The sequence below is a fragment of the Nonomuraea sp. NPDC059007 genome (assembly GCF_042740555.1).
In the GTDB taxonomy this organism is placed as follows: Bacteria; Actinomycetota; Actinomycetes; order Streptosporangiales; family Streptosporangiaceae; genus Nonomuraea.
Map to the genome: position 1 here is coordinate 39,787 of NZ_JBHYJD010000022.1, position 25,388 is coordinate 65,174.

Here is a 25,388-nt window from a genome sequence, read left to right on the forward strand (position 1 = left end):
GGGTTATTCAACTGGAGGTGGAGACGGGATTCGAACCCGTGTGGACGGCTTTGCAGGCCGCTGCCTCGCCTCTCGGCCACTCCACCGAGCCGAAAGCCTAGAGCGGAAGACGGGATTTGAACCCGCGACCCTCACCTTGGCAAGGTGATGCTCTACCACTGAGCCACTTCCGCGTCCGCCGCGATCGGCGGCGACGAGAGAACTGTAGCGAATCTTCCCCCTCTCCCCCAACTCAGTTCTTCGCCCTGGCCCGGAAAGCGGCCGTCTTCACCCGGTTCTGGCACGCGGTCGAGCAGAAGCGCTTGGTGCCGTTGCGGGAGACGTCCACGTAGACACGGTCGCAGGCGGGCGCCGTGCACACGCCGAGCCGGTCGGCGAACTCGCTGCCCAGCACGATCGCCAGCGCCGTCGAGCAACTGGCGCCCCAGTCGCCGGCCACGGTGCCGCCGGGGCCGTGGAAGTGCAGGTGCCACGGCTCGCCGTCGTGGCGGTCGAGGCGGGGGCGGGCGTTGTGGTCGTCGAGCAGGCGGTTGAGCCGGGCGGCGGCGGTGTCGTTGTCCTCGGCGGCCACCGCTTCGAAGACCGCGCGCAGCCGTACGGCCACGCCCGCCAGCTCCTCCGCCTCCGGGGCGGTGAACGGCCGGTGGGCCGGATAGACCTCGCGGGCGCTGGCCGTGGCGGCCTCGTCCAGGACGGCGGGCGTGAAGGGACGTCCTCGCCGCATGCCGGGCGTCAGCGCGTTGACGAAGCTCACCGTCACCCGCGTGACACTGTCCGTGTGACTGTTGAAGTTCACTTGACCGGTTACAACCTCTCGATTAGCTTGTGACTATCCAAAGTGTAGACGACAGTTACAAGGAGCCGGTTGTGCTTACCTATGACGCCGCCCGTCAATGGATCGACCGCTGGGACCTGCAGCAGGCCGGATACCTGCCCGACCGCGAGGAGCGCTTCACCGCGCTGATCGACGCCGTTGAGTCCCTCGGCCGTCCCGACCCCCTTGTGCTGGACCTCGGCTGCGGCCCCGGCTCGCTCTCGGCCCGCCTGCTTGAGCGCCTGCCCAAGGCCACGGTGATCTCCATCGACGCCGACCCGCTCCTGCTGGGCCTGGGCCGCGCCGCGTACCCGCGACTGACCTTCGTCTCCCGGGACCTGCGGGCCCGGGGCTGGAGCGACGGGCTCGGCCTGGACCGCCCCGCGGACGCCGCGGTCAGCACGACCGCGCTGCACTGGATCACCGGCTCCGAGCTGGCCGGCGTCTACGCCGAGGTGCACCGGGTACTGCGGCCGGGCGGCGTGCTCCTCAATGGCGACCACCTCAACAGCGACGACGCCACCCCCGCCCTGGCCGAGCTGGAGCGCGCGATCCACGAGAAGGAGACCGAGCGCCGCTTCCGCGAGAACCGGCCCGAGGACTGGCAGGAGTGGTGGCGCGCCGTCGTCGCCGACCCCGATCTGGCCGAGCTCAACACCGCCCGCCACGACCAGGGCACCACGCACAACGGGGAGGAGTCCGAGCTCCTGTCCACGCACGCGCGGGCCCTGCGCACGGCCGGGTTCGCCGAGGTGGGAACGCTGTGGCAGCGCGGCAACAACCGTCTCCTGTGCGCGGTGAAAAGCACCGATGCTTAGACCGGGGCCGAAACGTCGGTGGGTTAGCGTCGCATCATGGCCGCAGAACATCTCACCCGCGACGCCGACATCGCACCGGTCGCCGCGCTCATCGCCGACCCGACCAGGGCCGCCATGCTCAACGCGCTGCTCGACGGCCGAGCCCTGGCGGCCGGGGAACTGGCCAGGCTGGCCGGCGTGAGCGCCGCCACCGCCAGTTCCCATCTGGCCAAGCTGCTGGAGGGCCGCCTCGTGGAGGTGGTCAGCCAGGGCCGCCACCGCTACTACCGCCTGGCCGGGCACGACGTGGCCGAGGTCCTGGAGGTGCTGGCCCGGGTCAGCGCGCGGCCCGCCGTACGGTCGCTGCGGCAGTCACGCCAGGCGCGGCTGCTGGAGGAGGCCCGCACGTGCTACGACCACCTGGCCGGCCGGGCGGGCGTGGCGCTGCTGGACCGGTTGCGCGCCGACGGGCACCTCGACGGCGGCGAGCTCACCGCGGCGGGGGAGCGGGCGCTCAAGCTGCTCGGCGTGGACGTGGACGCGGTGCGCAGGACACGCAGGAGGTTCGCGCCCGACTGCCTCGACTGGACGGAACGGCGGGCCCACCTGGGCGGAGCGCTCGGCGCCGCGCTGACCGACGTGTTGTTCGAGCGGGGCTGGATCGCCCGCGGGAGCATCCCCCGCGCGGTGACCGTGACAGAAGAGGGCAGAAGGGAGTTGTTTGATGGTAAGGAGCTAACATCGCATACGCCGGTTACCCAACATCCTTAAACGAGAGAGTGGCAGCATGCGCGACAACGTAGTCGTGAACGTCGGCCCCGAGCCGCTGAGCTTCGAGGACGTCATCCGCGTGGCCCGTGACGGCGCCGCCGTACGCCTGACCGACGACGCGATCGCGGCGATCTCCGCGGCCCGCCAGCGCGTGGACGAGCTAGCCGAGAGCCCGACGCCCGCCTACGGGGTGTCGACCGGGTTCGGCGCGCTGGCCACGCGGCACATCGACCCCGCGCTGCGCGCGCAACTGCAGCGCTCGCTCGTGCGCTCGCACGCCGCGGGCAGCGGTCCCGAGGTCGAGACGGAGGTCGTGCGGGCCCTCATGCTGCTGCGCCTGCACACGCTGGCCACCGGCCATACCGGCATCCGCCCGATGACGGCCAAGACGCTCGCCGCGCTGCTGAGCGCGGGGATCACGCCGGTGGTGCACGAGTTCGGCTCGCTGGGGTGCTCGGGCGACCTGGCGCCGCTGGCCCACGTGGCGCTGACGCTGATGGGCGAAGGCGTCGTACGCGACTCCACCGGCAACCTCACCCAGGCGGCCGAGGCGCTCAAGCAGGCCGGCATCGAACCGGTCGAACTGGCCGCCAAGGAGGGCCTGGCCCTCATCAACGGCACCGACGGCATGCTCGGCATGCTCGTCCTGGCCATCGACGACCTGTCCAGGCTGCTGAAGACCGCCGACCTGAGCGCGGCCATGAGCGTGGAGGCGCTGCTCGGCACCGACCGCGTCTTCGCCCCCGAGCTCCAGGCCCTGCGCCCCCAGCCCGGCCAGGCGCTCGCCGCCGCCAACATGGTCAGGATCCTGGCCGGCTCCGGCGTCATGGCCAGCCACCGCGACCCCGAGAACTGCGCCCGCGTCCAGGACGCCTACTCCCTGCGCTGCGCCCCGCAGGTCGCCGGCGCCGCCCGCGACACCGTCGCGCACGCCGCCAACGTCGCCACCTGGGAGCTGGCCAGCGCCGTCGACAACCCGGCCGTGCTCGACGACGGCCGCGTGGAGTCCAACGGCAACTTCCACGGCGCCCCCGTCGCCTACGCGCTCGACTTCCTCGCCATCGTCGCCGCCGACGTGGCCTCCATGTCCGAGCGCCGCACCGACCGCTTCCTCGACGTGGCCCGCAACCACGGCCTGCCCGCCTTCCTCGCCGACGACCCCGGCGTGGACTCCGGCCACATGATCGCCCAGTACACGCAGGCCGCCATCGTCTCCGAGATGAAGCGCCTGGCCGTCCCGGCCAGCGTCGACTCGATCCCGAGCTCGGCCATGCAGGAGGACCACGTCTCCATGGGCTGGTCGGCCGCGCGCAAGCTGCGCAGGTCGGTGGACGGCCTGACGCGGGTCCTGGCCATCGAGATCCTCACCGCCGCCCGCGCCCTCGACCTGCGCGCCCCGCTGACGCCCGCCCCCGCGACCGGCGCCGTGGTGTCGGCACTGCGCGAGGCGGTCCCCGGCCCCGGCCCCGACCGCTTCCTCGCCCCGGAGATCGAGTCCACCGTCCGCCTCGTCGCCGACGGCGCCCTCCTCTCGGCCGCCGAGGCCGTCACGGGTCCTCTCTCCTAAGGCCTCCCGTTGCGGCTCTCTTTGAGAGCCCCCATCCGTTACGGCGAAGCCGCAGCCACCCCCACCCGCCGCACGTGGATCCCTCTGTCCAGGGAGACGCTCGTCCAGCGGGGGTGGTGGCCCGCCGTGACGAACGTCCCGCCGGCCGCCTGAGGCTGGCTCAGCCGGGCAGCGCCACGATCGCGTCGACCTCCAGCACCAGCCCCGGCATGAACAACCGGGACACCTCCACCGTCGTGCTGGCCGGCGGCGTGCCCGTGATGTAGCGCTTGCGCACCTCCCGGTAGGCGGGAGCCTGCGACATGTCCGTCAGGTACGACCGGATGAACGCGATGTCCCCGAACCCCGCCCCCTGATCGGCCAGAATCCGCTCCAGGCACGAGAAGATGTGCTCGGCCTGCGCCCCCATGTCCCCGGGAGCCACCACGTTCCCGTCGTCGTCGAACGCGGCCTGTCCCGAGATGTACAGCGTGTCCCCGGTCCGCACCGCGTGCGAGTACATGCCGTTCGTGGCGGGCACGGTCGGCGGGTTGACCGGCGTGACCCGGGACGGCCGGCCCGCGCCGACGTGCTCCGCGATCGCGGTCACGTCGCGGTCGCCGAGCCCGGCCGCCTCGGCCGCGCGCAGGCGCAGGCGGGCGGCGGTGGCCAGCGTCCCGCCCTCCCACGCGGCCAGCTCCAGGTCCTTGGCGGCCAGTCCGAGCGCGAAGCGGGTCTCCGCCGCGGGCTCGCGCAGGCGTTCCGACAGGCCGCCGAGCGGGGTGCCGGCCAGGACGTCCAGCACCGCCTCGCGGGGGACGCCGTGCGCCTCGCCGTACGCGAGAGACTCGGCGAGCAGCACCTGCGCGGGCAGGAACGCGCTCATGACGGCGAGCTTCAGCGCCGCGCCCGACCCCAGCGGCCCGCACTCGCGCACGGTCCCGAAGACGGACAGCACCTCGCGCACCGGTGCCACCGCGCCGCCCGCCAGCACCGTCAGCGTGCCGTCGGTGGCCGGTCCCACGCTGCCGAGCACGGGCGCGTCCACCAGCCCCACCGAGGACGGCAGCAGCTCGCGCACCCGCGTGACGGCCGTCGGCCCGATCGTGGACATCTCGATCACGATCGCGTCCGGCCGCAGCCCCGGCAGGGCCGACTTCAGCACGTCGAGCACGGCGGGCCCGTCGCGCAGCATCGTGATGACGACCGAGGCGCCCTCGACGGCCGTCTCCACCGGCGTGCCGGTCCCGCGCCGCCACGTGGTCACCTCGTGCCCGGCCGCCTCAAGCCGCCGGGCCATGGGGACGCCCATGCGCCCCTGTCCAAGAAAAGCAATCATGTTCCCCTTTATAGGAGAGGTGCGAGCCATTCCACCACCGACTACATTGCATACCAGCCATGCTTGAGACGAATGACTTGCGACTGTTCGACGAGGTGGCCCGCTCCGGCTCGTTCACCGCCGCCGCCGAACTGCTCGGGTACACCCAGTCCGCGGTCTCGCGCCGCATCGCCGCGCTGGAGCGCGAGGCGGGCGGCGCGCTGTTCGAGCGCCGCGCCCGGGGTGTACGGCTGACGCCCGCCGGCCACGCCCTGCGCCGCCACGCCCTCGCCGTCCTGGAACGCCTGGACCAGGCGGGGGAGGAGCTGGCCGCCATCCACGCCGGAGGCGGCGGCAGGCTGCGCGTGGGGGCGTTCGCGACCGCCAACGTCGAACTGGTGCCCGCCGCGCTCAAACGCTTCGCCGAGCGGGCCCCGGCCGTCGAGGTACGGCTCGCGGAAGGCCTCAGCCCCCGCCTGGTCGAGCGCCTGGAAGCCGGCGAGCTCGACGTCGCCGTGATCAGCGACTACCCGGCCGGGCTGCCCTCGGGCGGTCACACGGTGCCGCTGGGGGAGGACCGCCTGCTGGTGGCGCTCCCCGCCGGCCACCCCCTCGCCGCCCGCGCCACCGTCGACCTGGCCGACCTGCGCGAGGAGACCTGGATCGAGGCCGCGCCGAGCGGCCAGCCGACGCTGCTCGTGACCGCCTGCGCCGCGGCCGGGTTCGTGCCGCGCGGCGGGCTGCGCGTGGCCGAATGGTCGGGCAAGTTCGGCTTCGTCGCCGCCGGGCTCGGCGTCACGCTCGTGCCGGAGCTGGCGGCGCGGGCCGTACCGCGGGGAGTCGTGCTCCGCCCGCTCGGCGCCGCCGCCCCGACCAGGCGTTACTACGCGGCGCTACCCGGCGTCCCGCTGCCCGCCGCCCTGGCCTTCGTGGACTTGTTGTGCGAGGTGGCATCACGCACTGGGACAATGGGCGCGTGTACGACAGCTTCGCCCATGTCGGCGGGCGGCTCGCCACCGGCCTGCGCGACCTGACCACGGACCTGGCCGCCCTCGACGGCGAGGGCTGGTGGGCCGTGGTGGTCGACTACGAGGGCAAGGTCAGCTGCGCCCGCTTCGACCAGGTACGCCCCGCCCCGCTGCCCCCGGCCGGACCCTGGCACGGCCCCGGCGCCCGCCACTGGCGCAGTTCCCTCGACCGGGCCGCCTACGAGCGCGGCGTCGAGGCCATCCGCGAGCACATCCGCCGGGGCGAGGTCTACCAGGCCAACCTCACCCGGATCCTGACCGCGCCGCTGCCACCGGAGGCCGACCCGCTCGCCCTGGCCCACCGCCTGGCCGAGCGCAACCCCGCCGCGTACGCCGCGGTGATCAGCCTGCCCGGCCGCGCCGTGGTCTCCGCCTCGCCCGAGCTGTACCTCTCCCGCGACGGCGCCGTCGTCGAGTCCCGCCCCATCAAGGGCACCGGAGCCACCGAGGCCGACCTGCTCGACAAGGACTACTCCGAGAACGTCATGATCGTCGACCTGGTCCGCAACGACCTCGGCCGGGTGGCGGCGGTCGGCTCGGTGCAGGTTCCCGCGCTGTGCGTGCCCGAGGCCTACCCGGGCTCGGTGCACCTGGTCTCGACCGTCCGCGCCCGGCTGGAGCCCGGCACGGGATGGCCCGAGCTGTTCTCGGCCACGTTCCCGCCCGGCTCGATCACCGGCGCCCCCAAGTCCTCGGCCCTGCGCATCATCAATGAACTCGAACCCGAGCCCCGCGGGCCGTACTGTGGGGCCGTGGGCTGGGTCGACGCCGACCGCGGCACGGCCGCGCTGGCCGTGGGCATCCGCACCTTCTGGATCTCCGGCCGGGAGATCCGGTTCGGCACCGGCGCGGGCATCACCTGGGGCAGCGACCCCCGGCGTGAATGGCAGGAGACCGAGCTGAAAGCATCCAGGCTCATCGCACTCGCATCTCGCCTTGGAGGAGATAGATGACAGTCCCTGTCTGGGTCAACGGGGAGATCCTCGACCCCGCCCGAGCGAGCGTCTCGGTCTTCGACCACGGTCTCATGGTCGGCGACGGCGTCTTCGAGACCATCAAGATCGTCAACGGCGTGTCGTTCGCGCTCACCCGCCACCTCGACCGGCTCCGGCTCTCGGCACGGCGCATGGACCTGCCCGAGCCCGACACCGACGCCATCGCCGACGGCATCGGCAAGCTCCTGGCCGCCGCCCCCGCGTGGCCGCTCGGCCGCATCCGCGTCACCTACACCAGCGGCCCGGGCCCGCTCGGCTCCGACCGCGGCGACCAGGGCGGCACCTCCGTCGTGATCGTGGACGAGCAGAAGCCCTTCCCCGGCACCGCCGCCGTCACCGTCGTGCCCTGGCCGCGCAACGAGCGCGGCGCGTTGTCCGGCGTCAAGTCCACCTCCTACGGCGACAACGCCAAGGCCCTGGCCTACGCCAAGGCGCGCGGCGGCGGCGAGGCGATCTTCGGCAACCTCGCCGGCAACCTGTGCGAGGGCACCGGCTCCAACATCTTCATCGTCAGGGACGGCCGCCTGATCACCCCCACGCTGGAGGCCGGGCCGCTGGCCGGAGTCACGCGGGCGCTGGTCGTCGAGTGGTGCGGCGCCGAGGAGGCCGACGTGCCGCTCCAGGCCCTCTACGAGGCCGAGGAGGCGTTCCTCACCTCCACCACGCGCGACGTGCAGCCCATCAAGCTGGTCGACCAGACCACGCTGCCGGTCGCGCCGGGACCGATCACCACCAAGGCCATGCAGGTCTTCGCCGAGCGCTCTGCCGCCGATCTCGACCCGTGAGCTAGTCTCGTGCCCCGCATACCGATCATGTGAGGCATCGTGGACATCGGCCCGTACCGCATCCTCCGCGAGCTCGGACGAGGCGGTCAGGGCACCGTCTACCTGGGCCGGGACGACCGCGGCGAGCTCGCCGCGGTCAAGGTCGTCCACGGGTTCGACCGCGCCTTCGACCGCGAGCTCGCCGCCGCCCGCCAGGTGGCCGAGTTCTGTACGGCCCGCGTCCTGCGTGCCGACCTGGACCACAACCCGCCCTACGTGGCCAGCGAGTTCATCGACGGCCCCGCACTGCACCAGGTGGCGCCGCTGCGCGGGGCGGCGCTGACCCGGCTGGCCATCGGCACCGCCACCGCGCTGACCGCCATCCACCGGGCCGGAGTCGTGCACCGGGACTTCAAGCCGGGCAACGTCCTCATGGGCCCGGACGGGCCGCGGGTGATCGACTTCGGCATCGCGCGTCTCGTGGACCTGTCCCAGTCGCAGGGCGCCGCCGGGACGCCTCCCTACATGGCGCCCGAGCAGTTCGCGGGCGGGCAGGTCGGGCCCGCGGCGGACGTGTTCGCGTGGGGCGCGACCATGGTGTTCGCCGCCTCCGGACGGCCGCCGTTCGGCTCCGACACCCTCGCCGCCGTCGCCTACCGCATCATCCACGCCGACCCCGACCTGGGCGAGCTGCCCGAGCCGCTGCGCACGATCGTCGCCCGCTGCCTCGCCAAGAACCCGATGGCCCGGCCCACAGCCCGCGACCTGCTGCTGAACCTGCTGGGCGAACACGCCCCCGCCCAACCGGACGCCGCCCTACGCCAGGGCATGGCCGCCGCCCAGCCAGCGGGCGGCACGGGCCCCTCAGCGTGGCCCGCGCCGAGCGCTCCGGGTGCTGTGCCGGGCGCTCGGGGTGCCATGGCGGGGATGCCCGGCGCTCCGGGTGCTCCGGGTGCTCCGGGTGCTGCGGGTGCTGTGCCGGGGATGCCGGGTGCTCCGGGTGTCGTGCCGGGGGCGTCCACGGCACCGGGTTCCCGGGGCGGGGCCGTACCCACTGACGGGACGCCGGGGCGGGCACGCGCGAGAGGGGTGTCGCGGCGGGCGGCGCTCGCGGGTGGTGTGGCGGTGCTGGCCGCGGCGACCACCGGCGTGGTGCTGTGGCGCGGCGGGCCCGGTCAGGGCACCGGCACCCGCGCGAACCCCACCGCCGAGAGCACGCCGACCGCCACCCCCACCACCTCGCCCACCACGTCGCCCAGCCCGAGCAGCACGCCCAGCCCGGCAGCCCCGCCCGCGGCCGGGCAACTCGCCGACGTCATGGAGAGCGCGGTCGGGCTGGCGCCGCTGGCCGACTTCACCCTCGACGCCCGCATCACCCAGGGCACCTGGCACACCACCGCCACCGGCCGCCTGGCCTACGACCCGCAGATCTCCGACGTCCGCATGGACGCGCGGGTCGTCGCCGAGCACGTCGAGCCCGCGCTGACCGGGCGCGTGCTGATGGCCGAGCAGGACTACGTCGGCGGCAAGCTCGTCACCGACCAGGCCAAGACCCCGATCATGCTGTACGCCCGGTTCGTGCACGCGGTCGCCTCGATCGCCAACGTGGCCGACCTGGCCAGGCTCACCTCAGGCGTGCAGTCAGAGGGCAGGACCTACACCGGCTCGCTGCCCACCACCAAGGGCCCGGAATCGCTCTGGCGGCAGATCAGCGCCATCAACAACGACGAGATCCCCGAGGCGCAGCTCGCCAAGACCACGCTCTCCTGGGTGCTCAAGCTGGACGAGCGCAACCGGCCGCGCTCGCTGCGGCTGTCCTGGCACATGCTGCTCGACCAGGGCGCCCGGCTGACCTCCCCGTTCGACGTCACCTACAAGGGGTGGCGCGACGGGGAGATCAGCGAGCCCGGCTAGTACGACTTCTGCGTCTGGACGTTGAAGTCGTCCATCTTGACCTGCTTGGCCGGGTCGGTCAGCGGGTCGTCGATCTGGATGACGTCCAGGCCCTTGAGGATGTCGCTGGAGTAGATGTAGCCGTTGTAGTAGTACGCCGACCAGGAGCCGGCGATCGAGTGGTCGCCCCCGGCCGGGCCGCGGTCGAAGAAGCCGACCTCGCGCGGGTTGTTGGAGTCGGTGAAGTCCCAGACCGAGACGCCGCCCTGGTACCACGCCTGGACCATCACGTCCTTGCCCTCGATCGGCAGCAGCGAGCCGTTGTGGGCGACGCAGTTCTCGTTCGACGTCTGCTCGCGCGGCATCTTGAAGTAGCCGCGGCGTTCGAGCTTGCCGTCCACGATGTCGTAGATGGCGTTGGCGCCCTTGGTCTTGGGCGTCTTGCTGTCGCAGGTCGCCATCCCGCCGCCGCCGAGCTCGTCGCTGAAGACGACCTTGGTGGCGTCGTTGTTGAACGTCGCGGAGTGCCAGATCTGGAAGTTCTCGGTGTCGCGTACCTGCTGCAGGACCTTGGGCTTGACCGGGTCGGCGATGTCCAGCAGGACCCCGTCGCCGAAGCAGGCCGCGGCGGCGAGCTTCTTCTCGGGGTAGGCGGTGATGTCATGGCATCCGGCGGCGAACATGCCTTCGCCCTGGCCATCAGGGAAGATGTTCGGCTTTGCCACGATTTTTGCGGACTTGGGATTCTTTACTGGGATTTCTACGATCTGGATGAGTTCGTGGGGTGGCGGGCAGGTCTTCGAATCCGGCTCGGGGCCGGGGGAGGAGACGTACACGTACAACGTGTCGGGGTTCTTGCCCGGGACCATCGTGTGGGTGTGCGAGCCGCAGTCGGTGCGCACAGCGGAGACGTACGTGGGGTTCTTCTTGTCGCTGATGTCGAAGATGCGCAGGCCTTCCCAGCCGGACGAGGACGGTCCCGTGCCCTGCCCCGAGTCGCACTTCTCGCCGCCGCGCGGCTCGTCGATCGACAGGATCAGCAGGTCGCCGTAGACGGAGACGTCGTTCTGCTGCGACGGGCAGGAGACCTGGCTGACCGGCTCGGGCTGCGTGGGGTCGCTGATGTCGAAGATCGAGAACCCGCCGAAGTTGCCCACGAACGCGTAGTTCCCCTGGAAGGCCAGGTCGGAGTTCCAGCTCATCGGACCGTTGAGCGGCGCCGTCCGCGGCATGTTGGCGACCAGCTTCACGTTGTCGCTGGTCGTCACGTCGGCCATGGTCTTCGCCGAGGGCGACGCGCTCGACGGCGCCTTGCTCGCCGGACTCGGACTGGGCCCGGCGGCCGGTGCCCCGGCGCAGGCCGCCACCAGCATGACAGCCGCACCGACCACCGCCGCTCGTAGCTTCGCAGGGATCACGCGTGCACTCCTTCAATGTCGTGGCCCAGTATGGAAGCTATGTCAGTACAGTTCCGGCCGCGTCTTCTCTTCATCACAGTTCTGCTGACATTCGCCCTGGCCGCCTGCGCGACGGAGAGCGCCGGACCCTCTCCCGTCGGCACCGACGCTCCCGTACTGGTCCCGCACGCCCCGGGATCTCCCGCCCGTACGGCCACGCCCGGCGAACGCCTTCCGCAGCCCGAGCAGCAGCCGTCCGCGGCCGACGTACGGTTCGCCGAAGGCATGATCCCGCACCACCGGCAGGCCCTGGAGATGGCCGGCCTGGTCGCCGAACGCACCCGTACCCCCTCCATCCGCCGCATCGCCGACCAGATCGCGCTGACGCAGGAACCCGAGATCCGCATCATGTCCGGGTGGCTGTCGGCGCTGGGCCGGGCCGTACCCCGGACTCACGGACACCCCACGGGGCAGCCCGCGAACGGCATGGCCACCCTCACCGAGATGAACGCCCTGCGCGCGGCCCGCGACGGCCACTTCGACCGCATGTTCCTGCGCCTCATGATCAGGCACCACGAGGGCGCCCTGACGATGGCCGACGCCGCCCTGCGCGAGGGTACCGACCAGCGTATGCGCATGCTGGCCAGAGACGTGGCCGCGGGCCAGAGCATCGAGATCGCCCGCATGCGCGAGGCCTTGAGGTCATTACCCGCTCTTTAGGTTCCTGCCCCTACGCTTCAACCATGGCAATCTGGCGCACTTCCGACGGGATGCAGGTGGAGGCGGTCGTAGTCGACGACCAGCCCGTCCTGCGCGTGTCGCGGCGCGTCGAGGACAAGCTGTACTTCCGCGGCTACGTGGCCAGTGTGGACGAACTCCACAAACACGGCGTGGACCTGGCCGACCTGACCGAACACCCCGCCGCCTGACCTCTGGCGGAGCGCGGGCCCTTGCTGGTTAAGTGGTTGGCCGCGCGTCCGATCGCCAGGAGGCCCCCCGATGTCCCAGGTTCCGCGCACGCGGGTCGCCGTCGCCGTCGCCGCGCTCCTGATCGGCATCGTCGCCGTGGTGTTCTTCCTGCGCTCCGGGACCTCCGCGAGCATCGGCCAGGCCGTGACGGACGGCGGCTTCACGATGACCGTCACCAAAGTGGAGCAACTCGACCGGATCGGCGCCGAAAGCCTCGGCAAGACCGCGCGGGGACGGTTCGCCGTCGTCCACCTGTCGGTGAAGAACACCGGCACCCGGGCGCAGGCGTTCATCAGCGACTCCCAGAAGCTGCTGGCCGGCGGCGCCGAGTACCAGGCCGACCCGGGCGCCGCCGTCTACGTGGACGGAGCGGACTCGAAACTCCTCTACGAGAAGATCAAACCCGGTGACACGATCGCCGGCGCGCTCGTCTTCGACGTCCCCAAGGGCGTCCGGCCCGACAGCATCGAACTGCACGAGCGGGCGTCGTCCGGCGGCGCCCAGGTGAACCTCCAGGCCCAGTAGCCACTGCTCCTGCGCGTGATCGCCGGTGCGGGCGCGGCCATGTGCGCCGCGGGCGGCTCCTCGATGATCCTCGCCGTCTACCCGCCTGAAGAGCGCCGTCGTGTGTACGGCTACGCCGGCGCCGTCCTGGGCGGCAGCCTCGCCCTGGGTCCGGTCGTCGCCCAGGGCCTGATGGCCGCCGGAGGCCGGCCCCTCGTCTTCCTCGCCCGCCGGCGTCGCCGCTCTGGCCGCATTGGCCACCGTGGGGCTGCCGCCCGTTCGTGGTCCCGAGGCGCCCGGGACCTTCGACCTCGCCGGGGCCGTGCTTTTCGGGGTCACCATCGCCGCGGCGGTGACCGCGCTCGGGCTCGGCCCCGGTGTCCTTGGGTGGGCGCCCGCCGGGACCTTTAGCGCAGGGATCGGCCCCGCGAGGAGTCCCTCGCGGGGCGGTTGACGCGGACGATGCTCGCCGTCGGGCGGGCTAGTGGTGGTTGTGGCGCTTGCCCTTGCACCACTGCTTGACCCAGCGGTGGTGCTTCCAGCAGTACCAGCACTTGCGGTCGTGCTTGTCCCACCGCCACTTGCACTTGGGCTTCGCCGCCGACGTCGAGAGCTGCGTGGTGGACGCCACCGAACAGCTTGTCTGGGTCGACGCGCTTGCGGCCTGTGAGGTGACCGTTCCGGTGACCGCGAACACGGACGCCGCGATCGCGGTGCCGACGAGAATGCGCTTGAGCATCAGAGATCCATCCCTGATTTGAGGCCCAGCAGATGTCTGGGCAGGTGGATGGCGCCGAATTCCGGTCAACAGGACACGCGAGAACGGCGCTAACGGAACGTATCCGACGCTAACCGCCAGCACCCCGCACGGTCACCCGCTAGGAAGCAAAGCCTTATTTCCGACATTTCACTATTTAGCCTGAAAAGCCATCTCTTGCGGGGCTTGTGGTTGATATTTACGCCGTCTGAACAGGCATTTCACGGCCGAACCGACTTCCGGGACCAGGTATGTAAGCACGTCGGCGCGCCCATGTACCCCGATATGACAAAAGCAATCACATCAGGTTCAACAAATGGTGGGAAAGCGCAACGGCCATTCGGAAAAGCCGGGGCGCGGCTCTTTCCCATGCTCACCACCCCGCTGATCGATCACCGGCCACTGGAAGGATGGCCGGCATGGATCGACAACTGCTGAGCGCCATCGCACACCGTGACCACCCGATCGCCGCACCGATCTCGGAGTCCAACCTCGACAGGTTGCTGCGCCGGGCGGCGTTGCCGGACCGGGCCAGAATCCTCGACCTGGGATGTGGCGGGGGCGAATGGTCGCTCCGGGCACTCGAACTGGCCCCCACGGCCGTGGCCGACGGCGTGGACATCTCGCCGCACGCCGTAGCGGCAGCCGAGCGCGCGGCCGCCCGGCGAAACCTGTCGGGCCGCATGTCGCTGCACACGATGCCCGCCTCGGACTTCTCCGCCGCCGAGCCGTACGACCTGGTGCTCTGTGTGGGCTCGACGCACGCCTTCGGCGACCTGAAGCAGACGATGGAAGCGCTCGGACGATTCGTCCGCCCCGGTGGCCTGGCCCTGGTGGGCGAGGCCTTCTGGGAACGACCCCCGCCCCCGAGATCGTCGAGGCCATCGGCCAGTACCCCGATCTGGCGGGCACCGTGGAAACGGCCGAATCCGGCGGCTGGCTCACCGTCTACGCCCACGTGAGCGAACCGGCCGAGTGGGACGAGTACGAGTGGTCATGGACCGGCACCCTGACCCGCTGGGCCGCGGCAACCACCGGCCCCGACGCCGCCCAGGCCCTGGCCGCCGCAAGAGAACACCGCGACCTGTGGCTCAACGGCTACCGGAACACCCTCGGCTTCGTCTCCCTGCTCCTCCAGCGCACCGGTCCGGCGGCTTGACGCACACTCAGCCCGAGCGGGGCCTGAGCAGGTCGTCGCAAAGGGCGTCCACCAGGCCGCTGGGGACACTCGCCCCGGTCAGGCCCCGATAGACGATCGGCCCGATCAGCGCGTCGATCGCGGAGTCGGGGCCGAGGCTGGGCGAGACCGTCCCGGCCTCGATCGCGCGCGCGAGCATGTCACGTTCCTGTTCACGGCGTGGACCCAGATAGCGCTCGTGAAAGAGCTTGGCCGTGGCGGGATCGTGCTGTGCCTCGGCGATGAGCGCGAGAAGGACCTTGCCGGCCGGATCGCCGGTGACGAAGCGTGCGAAGGCGCGCAGGTAGCCGCGGATGCCTTCCGCCGTGGGGGTGTCCGTGGGGATGGGCAGGCGCTTGCCGCTGTCCTCGATGAGCGTGTCCAGGAGAACCTCGACCTTCGACGGCCACCAGCGGTAGATCGTCTGCTTGGCGACACCGGCACGACGCGCGATCGCCTCGACGGTCAGAGCGCCGAAGCCGTGCTCGGCGAGCAGGTCGTCCGCCGCGTGCAGCACTGCCAGGCGGGCGGCCTCGTCGCGTCGGCTACCTGAGCGCGTCCTGCGGGGCTGGGAGTTCGCGACGGGCATGCGGGACACGATACCCGTCGGGCGGTGCCGTACATTTGTCTGGACGCAACGTTGCGTCTATTGTTGGCCTCGCGAAGGAGCCCCTATGTCCACCACACCCGACCGCCAAGCCCTCATCCTCGGAGCGTCCCGTGGATTGGGATTCGTCCTCGCCAACGAGCTCACCCGGCGCGGCTGGCGCGTCATCGCCACGATGCGCGAGCGCGCCGCCGAACTGCGCGCGAGCGCCGACGCCTCGAACGGCCGGCTGACCGTCGAGCCATTGGAGATGACCAGCTCAGACGAGCTGGCCGCACTACGCGCACGCCTGTCCGGCCGCCGGCTCGACCTGCTTTTCGTCAACGCCGCCATCGACCGAGGTGACCTGCCGATCAACGAGGTCCCGACCGGCATGTTCACCGAGGTGATGATCACCAACGCGCTGAGCCCGTTGCGCGCCCTCGAAACCCTCCGCGACCTCGTCGCCCCCGGCGGAACCGTCGCCGTCATGTCATCCGAGCAGGGCAGCATCTCACGCAACACCGAGCCCGGCTACGAGCTCTACAAGGCCAGCAAGGCCGCCCTCAACCAGCTGATGCGCAGCTACGCCACCCGCCATGCCGACGACGGACAGACCAAGCTCCTCATCGACCCCGGCCACAACCAGACCCGCTTGGGCGGCCCAGACGCGCCCCTGACCGCTCGGGAGAGCATCCCGGCCGTCGCCGACGTCCTCGAAGCACAGACCGGCGCCCCGGGCCTGCAGTTCCTGGACCGCCACGGCAAGATCGTCCCGTGGTAGGTGGTCAGCCCAAGCATCGGGACGCGCACGGCGAGCATTTGTGGGGAAGCCGGGGGTTTGATCGCCCGCCGTCTGCGCGGGTGTGGTCCGGCAGAGAGCGGGTCGCCTAAGGATCCTTCTTCAGGGTGTCGCGGCTGCCGAGGATCTCTCCGGCCACGTTCGGGTACTTCTGGATCAGGTCGCGGAGTATCTCGTGCTGCTGCTGTGGAGATTGAAGGCGTAGCCACGTCTTGCCGTGGAGCTGGTGTGTGAAGGCGCGCTGCCAGTTGTCGGTCGTCCACGCTTCGGCCAGGCCTTCCCAGCTGCCATAGCTGGCGAGGACGTGGCGGGTCGCGACCTCGAGCTCTTCCCGGTCTTTCTTGTTCGTGCGCTTGGCGAGTGCTTCCTCGTAGGCGGCCTTGATTTGAGTGGCGGTGACGTCCCCGCGCATGAGGTGCCAGTTCGCCATCTCCACGAAGCCCGTCATGCGGCACGCTCCTGGCACAGGGCGGCCTCGGCCCGGCGCCTCCAGTAGGCGGTGCAGGCATCTAGCTTCAGCCGCGTGGACGCCGTGATCGTGAACGCCCACAGCCAGCCGGCCTCATCCGGCTGGCCGGTGTCCCAGAACGTCAAGTGATAGTCGCGAGGCCGGGCGCGTTCCACCTCATCCGAGGTGAGCCGACCATCCCAGATGGCGCAGTACTCGGCGCGGATCTGAAAGCCGCTCATGCCACCCGCCCGAGGACGTAGGCGAGGCGCAGGACTGCGGCCTCGATGTGGGCTTGCTCCGGGCTGCTGGCAGTCGCGTGCTCGCCGGAGGCTTTGTGCTGGAGGTGGATGACGCCATCGGCGCTCTGGACGTGGCAGTTGGGGATGCGGAGGGCCATGTCTCCGAATGTCCAACGTCGCAGGTCACGTGCTCAACGAGGTTTCTCGAGGTTTCTTAAAGATCTTCGATTGCCTTGGCGATTAGCTCCTCGGCCCGCAGGCCGTACTTGGCCAGCCTGACCAGGCCCTTGAAATGCCGCTCGTACAGCGCGATCTCGTGCGGCTGCGTCAGGTTGATCCCCGCCGTCACCGTCTCCGTCATCACGACCCGCGCATCGAAGATCCAGTACCCGGAGTGGGGGCCGAGCTCGTAGTCGGCCTCCCGCGGCACCACGCCGACCCTCAGCCGCGGCAGCGCCCTCATCTCAGCCATCAGGTGGGCCAACTGCTCACGCATCACCTCGGCGCCGCCCACGCGTGTGTACAGCGCCTGCTCGGCCAACACCATGTGGAAGTGCCGCTGCCCCATCCGCAGAATCGACTGACGGCCGATACGGGCGGCGACCGCGGCGTCCAGATCGTCGGCTGGCACCTCGTAGAACGCCATCGACCGGCGCATGATCGCGCGCGCGTACTCGCGTGTCTGCACGAACCCCGGGATGTGGAACGGCTCCCAGATCCGCCACCGCATCGTTGAAAGATCCTCGGTCGACAGCGCCTGCTGAACTCGCCGCTGCCCAGCACGCATCTGCCGGCGCCACTCCACGTACTGCTGCTCGATCGCTCGCGCCGTGGCGATCAGTTCGGGGATCCGGTCCTCGGCACCGCAGATCCGGCACCAGATGCGGATGTCGTCCGCGCTCGGCGCCTGCCAGCCCCCCTCCAGCTTCGACACCCGGGGCGGACGCCAGCCAGCCCGCGCGGCCAGCTCGCGCCCCGTGAGCTCCGCATCGCGGCGGATCTCACGGAGCTGGGAGCCGAGGGCCTCGCGGGCCGGATCAGTAGGCGCGGGCACGAGCGCGGCGAAGGTCAGGCGGGCTGCATGTACTCGGAGCGCACATACTCGGCGTGCGGGATAGCCCGGTCCCAGACGAGATCACGTGCGACACGGTAGCGGCTGATCAGGCCGGGATCCGTATCGGACGCGAACGCCCCCTTTCTGCCGTCGCCGGGGAAGACGCTGAGGACCAGCTGGTCGTCGTCGAACAGCCAGCAGTCCTCCGCCGGGAAGTCGACGTCCTCGGCAAGGTGACGGGGCAGGTACCGGATGTCGTCGCCCGCCGCGACGTTGTTGCCAGCGATCGCCAGCAGCCACCGCGTGTACGTCGAGTGCGGCACGGTGACGACACGAGCGCGCTGGATGACGCACCCGGCGGCGGTCCGGTCTCGTAGGAAGGACTGCCAAGGCCGTCGCCACGCGTGGTCGTCATGCTCGCCGGCCTGCCACTTGCGGAACGGCTCGGCCTCGGCGTCGACGCCGTAGGTGTCCTTCAGCTCTAGGTGCCAGGCGCGCACACCGGCCCGGAAGTGTTCGCGGAACTGCTCGGCGCTGATCAGGTTCACCCCTACCCCTTGGGCAGGTGGTTCATGAGCGCGGTCGGGACGCGCAGGATGAGCTCCCCCGCCGGGACAGTGCCGATGGCGGCCAGGTTGTCCGCGTCGGTGACCTCCCAGCCCTGGAGGACGTACTCGTCGCGCGCGTCGTCGAACCACAGGGTGGGCGAATTCCCGCCGTCCGTCTCCTTGCCGAGGAAGTGCAGGGCCATCAGATCTCCCTTGGGAGTTTCTCGGAGTTTCTCGACACGCGGATCGTCTCTGGACGCATCCTGGTCGTCAAGGGAAGGATTCAGTAGCCCGGCTACGCGTCCGGATTTTCGCCCAGGCGTTGCACGAGGGTACGGGCGCGAGCGACTTCGGCGGCCAGGACGTCGAGTGCTCGCAGCGCCTCATCGGCCGAAGGGCTTCCGGTGTCGCTGTTGCAGATCCAGATCTGGTCGACGACGCCGTCGGTCGCGTGCCTCACGGGGTGGAGCACGGAGTCGAGGGCGACGCGGTCGAGCTCGTTTATGCAGGTCACCCTACACCGTGACTCGAACCTCTGTTCGTATTGATGTCCATATCTGGCCATACCGGTCCCGTATGCAACGCCAACCACATATGCATCCGGAGCGTCACATCCTCACCCCTCGCGCGTCCTCAGGAGGCTCACCATGTCCCAGCCGTACGGGCAGCAGCCCACCCACGCCAGCTCGCAGCAGGGGTACCCGCCACACCACGGATACGGCGGCCCGCCACCCCCACCCCGCCGCAAGAAGAGCAGCGCCCCCGTCATCCTGATCATCCTCGCAGTGGTCGCCCTTGTCCTGTTCGGCGGTTGCGCCGTACTCGTCGCCGCAGTCGGCGGAAGCGACCAGAAGCCGACAACCGCCAGTCAGCAGGACGCCGGCACCGGCGAGCAGGCGAGCGCGAAGCCGCCAAAGAAGGAGAAGCCGAAGCCCGAGGCCGCGGGCATCGGTGACGTGGTGAAAGACGGCAAGTTTTCCTTCAAGGTCACGCGGCTGGAGAAGCGCATCCAGGTCGGCGGCGAGTTCCTCAACAAGGACGCCCAGGGCGTGTTCCTGCTTGTGCATGTCACGGTAAAGAACATCGGCGACGAGGCCCAGGCCTTCTCCGGGGCGGCGCAGAAGCTGTTTGACGGCAAGGGTGCGGAGTACGAGGCCAGCTCGGAGGCGGCCATCTATCTCCAGGACTCAAAGAGTCTGTATGAGAAGATCAACCCCGGAAACTCGGTGAAGGGCGTGGTGCTCTTCGACATCCCGAAGACCGTCAAGCCCTCCATTATCGAACTGCACGACAGCATGTTCTCGGGCGGCGTGAAGGTCTCGCTATCGTGAACTGGGTTTTAGAGATCACGTCTGCGGTCATCATTTCAGGCTGCGCTCTGGGCTTCACTGTAGGTTCGTTCTGGTATCAGAACATCCGCCGTGGAGAGCTCCGAGCATTCGAACCACACACGTTCGGCGCCACGGTCACGACGCGACTCATCCGCCTCCGCCTACCACTGGTTTTCTACAACGATGGGGCTCGGCCCATCGTCGTCCGAGGTATGCGTCTTCACCTCGCGTATGACACCACTCTCATCACCGTCCCGTGGAACGGCGGAACCAAATCGCGCCTGATGCCGGAGGAAGGCGATCACCTTGATCTGCCCGCAGCCTTCCCTGTGGAAGGGCGGAAAGCGCTCCAGGTCTTCGCGGAGTTCTCAATCACCAAGTCCCCGCCCGACGTTCATCCTGTCGAGTACACAGCGCACCTCGAGGTCATGCTGGATGAGCCGGATCACTGGATTGAACTTCTGATCTTCCCTCTCCGCGCAGGGAACATCCTCGAACCCAGCAGCTTTATCGCCTACGGAAACGCTGAGGATGAGGCGACCATCGAGGAGCGAGCTGCGGCGAAGAGCGCTTTTGAAAGGGTGTTGGAGGCCAAGAGCCGGACGAAGTCGGCGGAATAGCGCAACGACGAAGAGCCCCCGCCCCCTCCGCGATGGAGGAGACGGGGGCGATCGCGTTTCTGGGGCCGTCAGGGGCGCTCGACCCAGCCCTGGACGACGAGCTGCCGGCCACGGTCATCACGCGGGTCGGCCACCGGGGTCACCTTTCGCTGGGACGTGAACCAGGCCCAGGCGAACAGGGCCGCGTCGAAGAGTTGCTCGACGCCGTTCTCGGTCAGCTCCCACTCGGGTGGGAGCCAGCCGAGGGCGATGCCGAGGCGGGCGGGGCCATGAGGACCAGGGCGAGCGCGCCGCGCACGAGCAGTGGGTAGCGGACCGTGAACGGGCTCTTGGGGGCAGGATGCATGGCCTTCTCCTCCTTCGGGAGATGACGAAGCCCCGGCCAGCCGGTTCGGGGCGGGTGACCGGGGACGGTCAGGAGGTGGGGGTCGGCGTCGGGCTCGGGGTGACCTCGGTGCACGCGTAGCGCGGCAGTCCGGCCGCGTTTGCCCCGTTGTGCTTGCAGGTGGCGGTGGTGCCGTCGAAGGTGAGCTCGAACCCCTTCAGCGACTTCACCAGGCTGTCCACGCCGGACCGGGAGTAGAGCGTGATCTTCCGCTCGGGTTTCTCCAGGTGGTCGAGGATCTTCCAACAGGCGCTGGTCCACACGAGGTCAGCGCCGAGCTTGTGCCGCGTCTTGAATGCGACGACGAGGGCCATCAGGTCCGGGTCCTCGGGCGTGTACAGCGAGCTGGTCTGGTCAGCGGTGCCGAGCGCCCGCCGGATGGTGACCACGTGCTCGGACCGGTCCCCAGGGCGCAGCTCGGGCAGGCGCAGCGGGCTGGCGGCCGTCGGCCGGGGTGCGCCGCGGCGAATCCAGCCGTAGTGGTGGTGGCCGGGGCAGGAGGTGGCGTAGTCGTCGCGGTGGCCCCGGATCTCGCGTCCGGCGCCGCCGTGCTCGCGCAGGTAGTCGACGGCGTCGAGGACCGCGTGCAGGAGATCGTCATTCGGCACGGTGAAGTCTGAGAAGCCCACGAAGGCGAGCACCGCGTAGTGGCCGGAGTTGAGCCCGGCCCCGTTGGCGGCGGGCAGGATCCCGGCACCGCGGCCGATGAGAATCCGCCGGTGGGGACACGAGCCGAGGTTGTAGCCGATGTCGCTGTAGGGCTGTTCCCGGCCGCCTGCCATGTGCATGCGCTGGATCTGGAGCATGAGGGCGAGGCAATCGCGGTGGTCGTCGATGATTCGGGGGGTCGACCCAGCCGCCGGTGTAGTGGACTTTGACGCCGCGGGTGGAGGCGACGTGGTCGAGGCGGCGGGTGGGTGCTTGGGCGCCCCATCCGGCGCGGGAGATGAGCTGGGCCACGGTCACACTCCTTGCTTGAGCAGGGTGACGATGACGGTGATCGCCAGGCCAAGCGCGGCGATCACGACGGAGATCCAGACCGCTCGGCGGCCGGCCGCCGCGTGCACTTCGGTACGGCCTATCCGGTCGGCCTCCAGTGCCCGCAGGCGCGCGTCCTGAGCAGCGAGCAGGTCAACAAGCTCCTGGTGGTCGCGTTCCTGCCGGGTGGCCAGTTCGTCGACGCGCCGGTCGGAGTGGTCCGCGCGTTGCACGAGGAGGGCGAGCTGGCCTTTGATCTCGGCGATTCTGACAGCGGTGATCTCGGACAGCTTGGCCAGGGCCAGGGTGACATCGGACGAGCCAGGGTCGGTCACGGGCGCTCCGTTCCGGTGGGTACGGCTGTCGCCGCGACGGCGTGCAGGACAGGGCGGTGATCAAACCGGCGGCAGGGCGCGCCTAAACTCCGCGCGGGAGGATGTGTGATCGCGGTAGTTCGGGTGTCGCTGGCAGCGCTGATCTGCCTGGTCGTATGCGTGGTGTGCGGCCTCGCAGCGGGAGGGGTGGCGCTCTTGGTCACGTGGGAGCCACAGTCCGCGGCCAAGGTCGCGGTGCGCAGCGCGCTGGTTGCTGCTGTGGCTGTGGCTGTGGCTGTGGCAGCGGGCCGGGGGCTGTGGGCCGCCTGGCGGAAGCGTCGAAAAGGCGCGGCCGGTGGGCAAGCGGCGGCCGGCCAGCAGCGCACCTAGCCTCTCGTGTCAAATGGCCATCAGACCGGCGTTGCGGAGCGCGGTCTGGATCCCGAAGCCTTTGGCTCTGGTGGCGACCAGGTCGGTACGGACTCACTGCACCAGTTGAGTGATCGTCATGGTCACCTGGTCGATCCGGCGGCTTAGCTCGCCCTGGGGACGGCGCATCGGTCACGTCGCTCCTTCGCCATTGGTGATGGGGTGACCGCCCGCGATCCCTTTACTGACGCGCCGCAGCACCCTCAGGAATCGACGTCGGTACGCGGACGGCCACGATCGTGGGCTGGCGATGGGGACAAGCTCCGCCGATAATGACCGGGTGATCACTCTTTCGTGGGTTCTGCTCGTACTGGCCTCGTTGAACGCTGTGCTGGGCGGCTACGTCGTGATCACCGGTCGGGTTCCTGTCTGGGGTTTGTGGCTGAGTAGGAGCCGTCACAGCAGGCTCGGCGGCTGGGCCAACCTGCTGATCGCCGCGTTTGTGGCGTTGATGGTGATCAGCCAGCACGCCGATCTGCCGCCCGCCGCTGCGTTCTCCCTGTTGGCAGTGCAGATTCTTGCTGGTATGGGTGCTGTCGCTCTGTGGATCGTCGAAGCGGGCCGTCAGCGCACGTAGCGGCCATCAGGCGATGATGTCGCCGCCGCGAAGTGATGCCAGCAGCGCTTTCAGTGAGCTTGTTTCGCTTTGGCGGACACCATCGTTGTGGTGTCAGGCCGTGTGAGCGGCCTCGAAGTCGGCAGGACTACGGTAGCCCAGGCTGCTGTGCAGTCGACGGAGGTTGTACCAGCCCTCGATGAACTCGAAGATCGCGCTGCGAGCGGCAGCCCGGGTGGGCCAGGGGCGATCGCCGAGGAGGAGCTCGCCATTGAGCGTGGCGAAGAACGACTCGGCCAGCGCGTTGTCCCAGCACTGACCGGTTCGACCGACCGACAGTCGCATCCCGAGCCGCTCGGCCAGGGCGGTGTAGCCGGCGCTGGTGTACTGGCAGCCCTTGTCCGAGTGAAAGATCACCGATCGGGTGGGGCGGCGGCGTGCCCAGGCCTGGCGTAGCGCATCGACGACCAGGTCGGTGCGCAGATGATCGGCCGTCGCCCAGCCGACCACCCGGCGCGAGGCGATGTCGATGACGGTGGCCAGATACAACCAGCCCTCCTCGGTGGCGATGTAGGTGATGTCACCGCACCAGCGGGCATCGAGTCCGGCCGCATCGGGGGTGAAATCGCGGCCGATCAGGTCCGGCCGGGTGCCGGCGCCCGGATCGGGGATGGTGGTCGGCTCCCGGCGCCGCCGATACCGTTCGGCCAGGCCGAGCTCGCGCATCAGCCGGGCCACCCGCCGCCTGCCGCACTGCTCGCCGTCGTGGCGCAGTTGTGCGTGCACCCGGGGTGCGCCGTAGCTGCCCCGCGAGCGCGCGTGCACCTCGGCGACGCGCTCGGCCAGCTCGGCGTCACGCACGGCACGCGGCCCAGGGATCGCGCTGCGGCGGGCATAGAAGGCGGCACGGGAGACTCTCAGCAGTTCACAGCCCGCTTGACGCTGTGGCCGCCCTGTTTCTCCGCCTCGATGAACGGGTGCACGCTCACCGGGTCTCCCTCACGAAGAAAGCCGTCGCTCGCTTGAGCACGTCGACATCCTGGCGAAGACGCCGGTTCTCCCGCCGCAATGCTGCCAGCTCTTCCCGCTCGCTGCTGGTGAGCCCGTCCCGCTGGCCGTTATTGACCTCCGCCTGGCGGACCCATTGCCGCACCGCGGTCTCGGTCAGGTCGAAGTCCTTGGCCACCTGCCCGACCGAGCGGTCACCGCGCTGGCACAGTTCCACGATCTCGGCTTTGAACTCCGGCGTGAACGAGCGGCGAGGACGTGGCTTCTTCTTCCCCATGCTCTCCATCATGGACATCCTTCCGGGGACGAACCCCTGATCTCGGATGTCCGTCAAACCGGATCAAGCCCAAGCGAGCGTGGCCTGCACCACCACCGACGACTTGTTTATCGTGCGGTCCAGGCGGGGCCAGCCGGCCGCCAGGTGCGCGGCTGCAACGTGGACGGGGGAGATGAGCGGGGTGGCGATGGTGGAGGCGTCGCCGGTGTCGGGGGTGCCGCCGCGGGCCCGCCCGCGGGTGGCGCCGCGCAGGGCGTCGATGTTTTCGTCCCACTCCAGCACGCCGCGGCCGGACGGGCTGTCGACGAAGACGTACAGCGGCGGGGTCTGCTGGCCGAGGATCGGATACCCCCACACCCAGCGGCGTTCCAGGCCGGAGCTGCCGGGCACGATGTCGATGCGCCACTCGAACCCGTTGTCTACCTCGGCGAGTTCGATGAGCCGGCGTCCGTAGGTGGCGCCGTCGGTGGCCAGGTAGGTGCGGCCGCGGATGACGCCGGAGTTTCCCGCCTGCAGGATCAGGCCGAGGTTGGCACCCGACTGGGCTTGCAGGTGGGTGAGCCGGCGGCGGCCGATCTCGCCGAGGTAGTCGCCGCCCATCAGCCTGCGGAACACGTACTGGTAGAGGGCCGAACCTTTGCCGGGAGTGAACGGGCGGCGCGGGCGGCTGCTCGGGCTCGGCGGCACCGGACGGGATCGAGAGGCTGATGCCATGGCCGCCGCCCGCGGCGGTCGAGCGGGCTCGGGTCTGCGGGAACCGGGCATCGGAGGACTCTCCCTGGAATGAGAGCCCTGGCTGCCGGTCGGACTCATGTGATGTGGCGGCACACCGTATCCCGCGGTGGTCACCCCATGTCATGCGACATACGGCGGCCAGCTGGCTCGTGCAGGCGGGAGTGAGCCTCTACCAGGTTCAGGTGCTCCTAGGTCACGAGGACCCTCGAACTACCCAGCGTTACGTGCACCTGGCGCCGGGGGCGCATGACGCGGTACGTGGTGCGTGGGCGGCTCGAAACGATCACGCACCTGGCACGCACGAGCTACTTTCGGAACCAGAAAACCCCGGAAGATGATCTCTTC

The 25,388-nt window shown here is 70.0% G+C and carries 34 protein-coding genes and 2 tRNA genes; 17 read left to right on the top strand and 19 right to left on the bottom strand.

Annotated features, from left to right (window positions below; genetic code table 11):
* Window positions 1-12: 12 nt before the first annotated feature.
* From ACFWY5_RS31805 to ACFWY5_RS31815, 3 genes are all read right to left on the bottom strand, one after another.
* Window positions 13-86, bottom strand: a tRNA-Cys gene (locus ACFWY5_RS31805).
* Window positions 87-101: 15 nt separating this feature from the next.
* A tRNA-Gly gene (locus ACFWY5_RS31810) sits at window positions 102-173 on the bottom strand.
* A gap of 59 nt (window positions 174-232) precedes the next feature.
* Window positions 233-760: a CGNR zinc finger domain-containing protein gene (locus tag ACFWY5_RS31815; RefSeq protein WP_379636316.1), complete on the bottom strand. Its 528-nt coding sequence runs from the start codon at window positions 758-760 to the stop codon at window positions 233-235.
* Between the two features lie 107 nt (window positions 761-867).
* Here ACFWY5_RS31815 and ACFWY5_RS31820 point away from each other — a divergent pair, with 107 nt between their 5' ends.
* From ACFWY5_RS31820 to hutH, 3 genes are read left to right on the top strand one after another with little or no spacing between them, the layout of a single operon-like run.
* Window positions 868-1,632 carry a class I SAM-dependent methyltransferase gene (locus ACFWY5_RS31820; protein ID WP_379617241.1) on the top strand — a complete coding sequence of 255 codons (765 nt, stop codon included), beginning with the start codon at window positions 868-870 and terminating at the stop codon, window positions 1,630-1,632.
* A gap of 36 nt (window positions 1,633-1,668) precedes the next feature.
* The gene (locus ACFWY5_RS31825) at window positions 1,669-2,382 is read left to right on the top strand and encodes an ArsR/SmtB family transcription factor (protein ID WP_379617243.1); all 714 of its coding nucleotides are present in this window, start codon (window positions 1,669-1,671) and stop codon (window positions 2,380-2,382) included.
* 16 nt (window positions 2,383-2,398) lie between these two features.
* On the top strand, window positions 2,399-3,949 hold the full coding sequence (hutH, locus tag ACFWY5_RS31830; RefSeq protein WP_379617245.1) for a histidine ammonia-lyase: 1,551 nt from the start codon (window positions 2,399-2,401) through the stop codon (window positions 3,947-3,949).
* A 160-nt stretch (window positions 3,950-4,109) separates the two neighbouring features.
* Here hutH and ACFWY5_RS31835 read toward each other — a convergent pair whose 3' ends face one another.
* Window positions 4,110-5,267: a Rid family hydrolase gene (locus tag ACFWY5_RS31835; protein WP_379636317.1), complete on the bottom strand. Its 1,158-nt coding sequence runs from the start codon at window positions 5,265-5,267 to the stop codon at window positions 4,110-4,112.
* Between the two features lie 59 nt (window positions 5,268-5,326).
* Between ACFWY5_RS31835 and ACFWY5_RS31840 the strand changes: the two genes are divergently transcribed.
* From ACFWY5_RS31840 to ACFWY5_RS31855, 4 genes are read left to right on the top strand one after another with little or no spacing between them, the layout of a single operon-like run.
* Window positions 5,327-6,280 (top strand): LysR family transcriptional regulator, encoded by a 954-nt coding sequence (locus tag ACFWY5_RS31840; protein ID WP_379636318.1) that lies wholly within the window; start codon window positions 5,327-5,329, stop codon window positions 6,278-6,280.
* Window positions 6,223-7,227 (top strand): chorismate-binding protein, encoded by a 1,005-nt coding sequence (locus ACFWY5_RS31845; protein ID WP_379636319.1) that lies wholly within the window; start codon window positions 6,223-6,225, stop codon window positions 7,225-7,227. Before ACFWY5_RS31840 ends, ACFWY5_RS31845 begins: the two co-directional genes overlap by 58 nt.
* Entirely contained in the window at window positions 7,224-8,054 is an 831-nt protein-coding gene (locus ACFWY5_RS31850; RefSeq protein ID WP_379617254.1) for an aminotransferase class IV, read from the top strand. The genes ACFWY5_RS31845 and ACFWY5_RS31850 overlap by 4 nt, the downstream gene beginning before the upstream one ends.
* Before the next feature lie 39 nt (window positions 8,055-8,093).
* On the top strand, window positions 8,094-9,947 hold the full coding sequence (locus ACFWY5_RS31855; RefSeq protein WP_379636320.1) for a protein kinase: 1,854 nt from the start codon (window positions 8,094-8,096) through the stop codon (window positions 9,945-9,947).
* On the opposite strand, the gene ACFWY5_RS31860 is transcribed toward ACFWY5_RS31855, so the two are convergent.
* Window positions 9,944-11,344 (bottom strand): LVIVD repeat-containing protein, encoded by a 1,401-nt coding sequence (locus ACFWY5_RS31860; RefSeq protein ID WP_379636321.1) that lies wholly within the window; start codon window positions 11,342-11,344, stop codon window positions 9,944-9,946. The genes ACFWY5_RS31855 and ACFWY5_RS31860 overlap by 4 nt on opposite strands.
* 39 nt (window positions 11,345-11,383) lie before the next feature.
* On the opposite strand from ACFWY5_RS31860, the gene ACFWY5_RS31865 reads away from it, so the two are divergent.
* The 3 genes from ACFWY5_RS31865 to ACFWY5_RS31875 all read left to right on the top strand — a co-directional run bounded on the left by ACFWY5_RS31865 (window position 11,384) and on the right by ACFWY5_RS31875 (window position 12,817).
* The gene (locus tag ACFWY5_RS31865; protein ID WP_379636322.1) at window positions 11,384-12,043 is read left to right on the top strand and encodes a DUF305 domain-containing protein; all 660 of its coding nucleotides are present in this window, start codon (window positions 11,384-11,386) and stop codon (window positions 12,041-12,043) included.
* A 23-nt stretch (window positions 12,044-12,066) separates the two neighbouring features.
* The gene (locus tag ACFWY5_RS31870) at window positions 12,067-12,252 is read left to right on the top strand and encodes a hypothetical protein (protein ID WP_379617260.1); all 186 of its coding nucleotides are present in this window, start codon (window positions 12,067-12,069) and stop codon (window positions 12,250-12,252) included.
* Window positions 12,253-12,322: 70 nt separating this feature from the next.
* Entirely contained in the window at window positions 12,323-12,817 is a 495-nt protein-coding gene (locus tag ACFWY5_RS31875) for a DUF4352 domain-containing protein (protein ID WP_379636323.1), read from the top strand.
* A gap of 460 nt (window positions 12,818-13,277) precedes the next feature.
* Here the strand turns inward: ACFWY5_RS31875 and ACFWY5_RS31880 are convergent, their stop codons facing one another.
* A complete protein-coding gene (locus ACFWY5_RS31880; protein ID WP_379636324.1) occupies window positions 13,278-13,535 on the bottom strand; it encodes a hypothetical protein in 258 nt (85 codons plus the stop codon).
* A 437-nt stretch (window positions 13,536-13,972) separates the two neighbouring features.
* Here ACFWY5_RS31880 and ACFWY5_RS31885 point away from each other — a divergent pair, with 437 nt between their 5' ends.
* Both ACFWY5_RS31885 and ACFWY5_RS31890 read left to right on the top strand, forming a co-directional pair.
* Window positions 13,973-14,515: an SAM-dependent methyltransferase gene (locus tag ACFWY5_RS31885; RefSeq protein WP_379636325.1), complete on the top strand. Its 543-nt coding sequence runs from the start codon at window positions 13,973-13,975 to the stop codon at window positions 14,513-14,515.
* Window positions 14,512-14,712 (top strand): hypothetical protein, encoded by a 201-nt coding sequence (locus tag ACFWY5_RS31890; protein ID WP_379636326.1) that lies wholly within the window; start codon window positions 14,512-14,514, stop codon window positions 14,710-14,712. The genes ACFWY5_RS31885 and ACFWY5_RS31890 overlap by 4 nt, the downstream gene beginning before the upstream one ends.
* 7 nt (window positions 14,713-14,719) lie before the next feature.
* Here the strand turns inward: ACFWY5_RS31890 and ACFWY5_RS31895 are convergent, their stop codons facing one another.
* Window positions 14,720-15,319: a TetR/AcrR family transcriptional regulator gene (locus ACFWY5_RS31895; RefSeq protein WP_379636327.1), complete on the bottom strand. Its 600-nt coding sequence runs from the start codon at window positions 15,317-15,319 to the stop codon at window positions 14,720-14,722.
* Between the two features lie 85 nt (window positions 15,320-15,404).
* Here ACFWY5_RS31895 and ACFWY5_RS31900 point away from each other — a divergent pair, with 85 nt between their 5' ends.
* On the top strand, window positions 15,405-16,100 hold the full coding sequence (locus tag ACFWY5_RS31900; protein ID WP_379636328.1) for an SDR family NAD(P)-dependent oxidoreductase: 696 nt from the start codon (window positions 15,405-15,407) through the stop codon (window positions 16,098-16,100).
* A gap of 106 nt (window positions 16,101-16,206) precedes the next feature.
* Here the strand turns inward: ACFWY5_RS31900 and ACFWY5_RS31905 are convergent, their stop codons facing one another.
* From ACFWY5_RS31905 to ACFWY5_RS31935, 7 genes are all read right to left on the bottom strand, one after another.
* Window positions 16,207-16,566 (bottom strand): hypothetical protein, encoded by a 360-nt coding sequence (locus ACFWY5_RS31905; RefSeq protein WP_379636329.1) that lies wholly within the window; start codon window positions 16,564-16,566, stop codon window positions 16,207-16,209.
* Complete coding sequence (locus ACFWY5_RS31910; protein WP_379636330.1) at window positions 16,563-16,808, bottom strand: hypothetical protein; 246 nt, start codon at window positions 16,806-16,808, stop codon at window positions 16,563-16,565. The genes ACFWY5_RS31905 and ACFWY5_RS31910 overlap by 4 nt, the downstream gene beginning before the upstream one ends.
* Window positions 16,805-16,966: a hypothetical protein gene (locus tag ACFWY5_RS31915; RefSeq protein ID WP_379636331.1), complete on the bottom strand. Its 162-nt coding sequence runs from the start codon at window positions 16,964-16,966 to the stop codon at window positions 16,805-16,807. Before ACFWY5_RS31915 ends, ACFWY5_RS31910 begins: the two co-directional genes overlap by 4 nt.
* 56 nt (window positions 16,967-17,022) lie before the next feature.
* Window positions 17,023-17,862 carry a helix-turn-helix domain-containing protein gene (locus tag ACFWY5_RS31920; protein WP_379636332.1) on the bottom strand — a complete coding sequence of 280 codons (840 nt, stop codon included), beginning with the start codon at window positions 17,860-17,862 and terminating at the stop codon, window positions 17,023-17,025.
* A 14-nt stretch (window positions 17,863-17,876) separates the two neighbouring features.
* Entirely contained in the window at window positions 17,877-18,410 is a 534-nt protein-coding gene (locus ACFWY5_RS31925; RefSeq protein ID WP_379636333.1) for a DUF6879 family protein, read from the bottom strand.
* Window positions 18,411-18,412: 2 nt separating this feature from the next.
* Window positions 18,413-18,613 (bottom strand): hypothetical protein, encoded by a 201-nt coding sequence (locus tag ACFWY5_RS31930; RefSeq protein ID WP_379636334.1) that lies wholly within the window; start codon window positions 18,611-18,613, stop codon window positions 18,413-18,415.
* Between the two features lie 92 nt (window positions 18,614-18,705).
* On the bottom strand, window positions 18,706-18,924 hold the full coding sequence (locus tag ACFWY5_RS31935) for a hypothetical protein (protein WP_379636335.1): 219 nt from the start codon (window positions 18,922-18,924) through the stop codon (window positions 18,706-18,708).
* Window positions 18,925-19,057: 133 nt separating this feature from the next.
* On the opposite strand from ACFWY5_RS31935, the gene ACFWY5_RS31940 reads away from it, so the two are divergent.
* Complete coding sequence (locus tag ACFWY5_RS31940; RefSeq protein WP_379636336.1) at window positions 19,058-19,741, top strand: DUF4352 domain-containing protein; 684 nt, start codon at window positions 19,058-19,060, stop codon at window positions 19,739-19,741.
* The gene (locus ACFWY5_RS31945) at window positions 19,738-20,361 is read left to right on the top strand and encodes a hypothetical protein (RefSeq protein WP_379636338.1); all 624 of its coding nucleotides are present in this window, start codon (window positions 19,738-19,740) and stop codon (window positions 20,359-20,361) included. Before ACFWY5_RS31940 ends, ACFWY5_RS31945 begins: the two co-directional genes overlap by 4 nt.
* A gap of 414 nt (window positions 20,362-20,775) precedes the next feature.
* Here the strand turns inward: ACFWY5_RS31945 and ACFWY5_RS31950 are convergent, their stop codons facing one another.
* Window positions 20,776-21,552 (bottom strand): hypothetical protein, encoded by a 777-nt coding sequence (locus tag ACFWY5_RS31950; protein WP_379636340.1) that lies wholly within the window; start codon window positions 21,550-21,552, stop codon window positions 20,776-20,778.
* Between the two features lie 156 nt (window positions 21,553-21,708).
* Entirely contained in the window at window positions 21,709-22,059 is a 351-nt protein-coding gene (locus ACFWY5_RS31955) for a hypothetical protein (protein ID WP_379636342.1), read from the bottom strand.
* Between the two features lie 688 nt (window positions 22,060-22,747).
* On the opposite strand from ACFWY5_RS31955, the gene ACFWY5_RS31960 reads away from it, so the two are divergent.
* A complete protein-coding gene (locus tag ACFWY5_RS31960) occupies window positions 22,748-23,044 on the top strand; it encodes a hypothetical protein (RefSeq protein ID WP_379636344.1) in 297 nt (98 codons plus the stop codon).
* Window positions 23,045-23,137: 93 nt separating this feature from the next.
* On the opposite strand, the gene ACFWY5_RS31965 is transcribed toward ACFWY5_RS31960, so the two are convergent.
* The 3 genes from ACFWY5_RS31965 to ACFWY5_RS31975 all read right to left on the bottom strand — a co-directional run bounded on the left by ACFWY5_RS31965 (window position 23,138) and on the right by ACFWY5_RS31975 (window position 25,022).
* Window positions 23,138-23,947: an IS3 family transposase gene (locus ACFWY5_RS31965; RefSeq protein ID WP_379636450.1), complete on the bottom strand. Its 810-nt coding sequence runs from the start codon at window positions 23,945-23,947 to the stop codon at window positions 23,138-23,140.
* Between the two features lie 61 nt (window positions 23,948-24,008).
* Window positions 24,009-24,308: a transposase gene (locus ACFWY5_RS31970; protein ID WP_379636346.1), complete on the bottom strand. Its 300-nt coding sequence runs from the start codon at window positions 24,306-24,308 to the stop codon at window positions 24,009-24,011.
* 63 nt (window positions 24,309-24,371) lie between these two features.
* On the bottom strand, window positions 24,372-25,022 hold the full coding sequence (locus ACFWY5_RS31975) for a hypothetical protein (protein ID WP_379636454.1): 651 nt from the start codon (window positions 25,020-25,022) through the stop codon (window positions 24,372-24,374).
* Here ACFWY5_RS31975 and ACFWY5_RS31980 point away from each other — a divergent pair.
* Entirely contained in the window at window positions 25,016-25,381 is a 366-nt protein-coding gene (locus ACFWY5_RS31980; protein ID WP_379636348.1) for a tyrosine-type recombinase/integrase, read from the top strand. The two genes, ACFWY5_RS31975 and ACFWY5_RS31980, sit on opposite strands and share 7 nt — an antisense overlap.
* The last annotated feature ends 7 nt before the right edge of the window (window positions 25,382-25,388 follow it).

Coding starts and splice junctions, on each gene's coding strand:
- ACFWY5_RS31980 (WP_379636348.1), top strand. CDS start 25,016: ATGCCATGGCCGCCGCCCGCGGCGGTCGAGCGGGCTCGGGTCTGCGGG.
- ACFWY5_RS31875 (WP_379636323.1), top strand. CDS start 12,323: ATGTCCCAGGTTCCGCGCACGCGGGTCGCCGTCGCCGTCGCCGCGCTC.
- ACFWY5_RS31910 (WP_379636330.1), bottom strand. CDS start 16,808: ATGAGCGGCTTTCAGATCCGCGCCGAGTACTGCGCCATCTGGGATGGT.
- ACFWY5_RS31950 (WP_379636340.1), bottom strand. CDS start 21,552: ATGCTCCAGATCCAGCGCATGCACATGGCAGGCGGCCGGGAACAGCCC.
- hutH (WP_379617245.1), top strand. CDS start 2,399: ATGCGCGACAACGTAGTCGTGAACGTCGGCCCCGAGCCGCTGAGCTTC.
- ACFWY5_RS31970 (WP_379636346.1), bottom strand. CDS start 24,308: ATGGGGAAGAAGAAGCCACGTCCTCGCCGCTCGTTCACGCCGGAGTTC.
- ACFWY5_RS31940 (WP_379636336.1), top strand. CDS start 19,058: ATGTCCCAGCCGTACGGGCAGCAGCCCACCCACGCCAGCTCGCAGCAG.
- ACFWY5_RS31835 (WP_379636317.1), bottom strand. CDS start 5,267: ATGATTGCTTTTCTTGGACAGGGGCGCATGGGCGTCCCCATGGCCCGG.
- ACFWY5_RS31905 (WP_379636329.1), bottom strand. CDS start 16,566: ATGACGGGCTTCGTGGAGATGGCGAACTGGCACCTCATGCGCGGGGAC.
- ACFWY5_RS31975 (WP_379636454.1), bottom strand. CDS start 25,022: ATGGCATCAGCCTCTCGATCCCGTCCGGTGCCGCCGAGCCCGAGCAGC.
- ACFWY5_RS31885 (WP_379636325.1), top strand. CDS start 13,973: ATGGATCGACAACTGCTGAGCGCCATCGCACACCGTGACCACCCGATC.
- ACFWY5_RS31825 (WP_379617243.1), top strand. CDS start 1,669: ATGGCCGCAGAACATCTCACCCGCGACGCCGACATCGCACCGGTCGCC.
- ACFWY5_RS31880 (WP_379636324.1), bottom strand. CDS start 13,535: ATGCTCAAGCGCATTCTCGTCGGCACCGCGATCGCGGCGTCCGTGTTC.
- ACFWY5_RS31840 (WP_379636318.1), top strand. CDS start 5,327: ATGCTTGAGACGAATGACTTGCGACTGTTCGACGAGGTGGCCCGCTCC.
- ACFWY5_RS31865 (WP_379636322.1), top strand. CDS start 11,384: ATGTCAGTACAGTTCCGGCCGCGTCTTCTCTTCATCACAGTTCTGCTG.
- ACFWY5_RS31930 (WP_379636334.1), bottom strand. CDS start 18,613: ATGGCCCTGCACTTCCTCGGCAAGGAGACGGACGGCGGGAATTCGCCC.
- ACFWY5_RS31870 (WP_379617260.1), top strand. CDS start 12,067: ATGGCAATCTGGCGCACTTCCGACGGGATGCAGGTGGAGGCGGTCGTA.
- ACFWY5_RS31895 (WP_379636327.1), bottom strand. CDS start 15,319: ATGCCCGTCGCGAACTCCCAGCCCCGCAGGACGCGCTCAGGTAGCCGA.
- ACFWY5_RS31850 (WP_379617254.1), top strand. CDS start 7,224: ATGACAGTCCCTGTCTGGGTCAACGGGGAGATCCTCGACCCCGCCCGA.
- ACFWY5_RS31900 (WP_379636328.1), top strand. CDS start 15,405: ATGTCCACCACACCCGACCGCCAAGCCCTCATCCTCGGAGCGTCCCGT.
- ACFWY5_RS31915 (WP_379636331.1), bottom strand. CDS start 16,966: ATGGCCCTCCGCATCCCCAACTGCCACGTCCAGAGCGCCGATGGCGTC.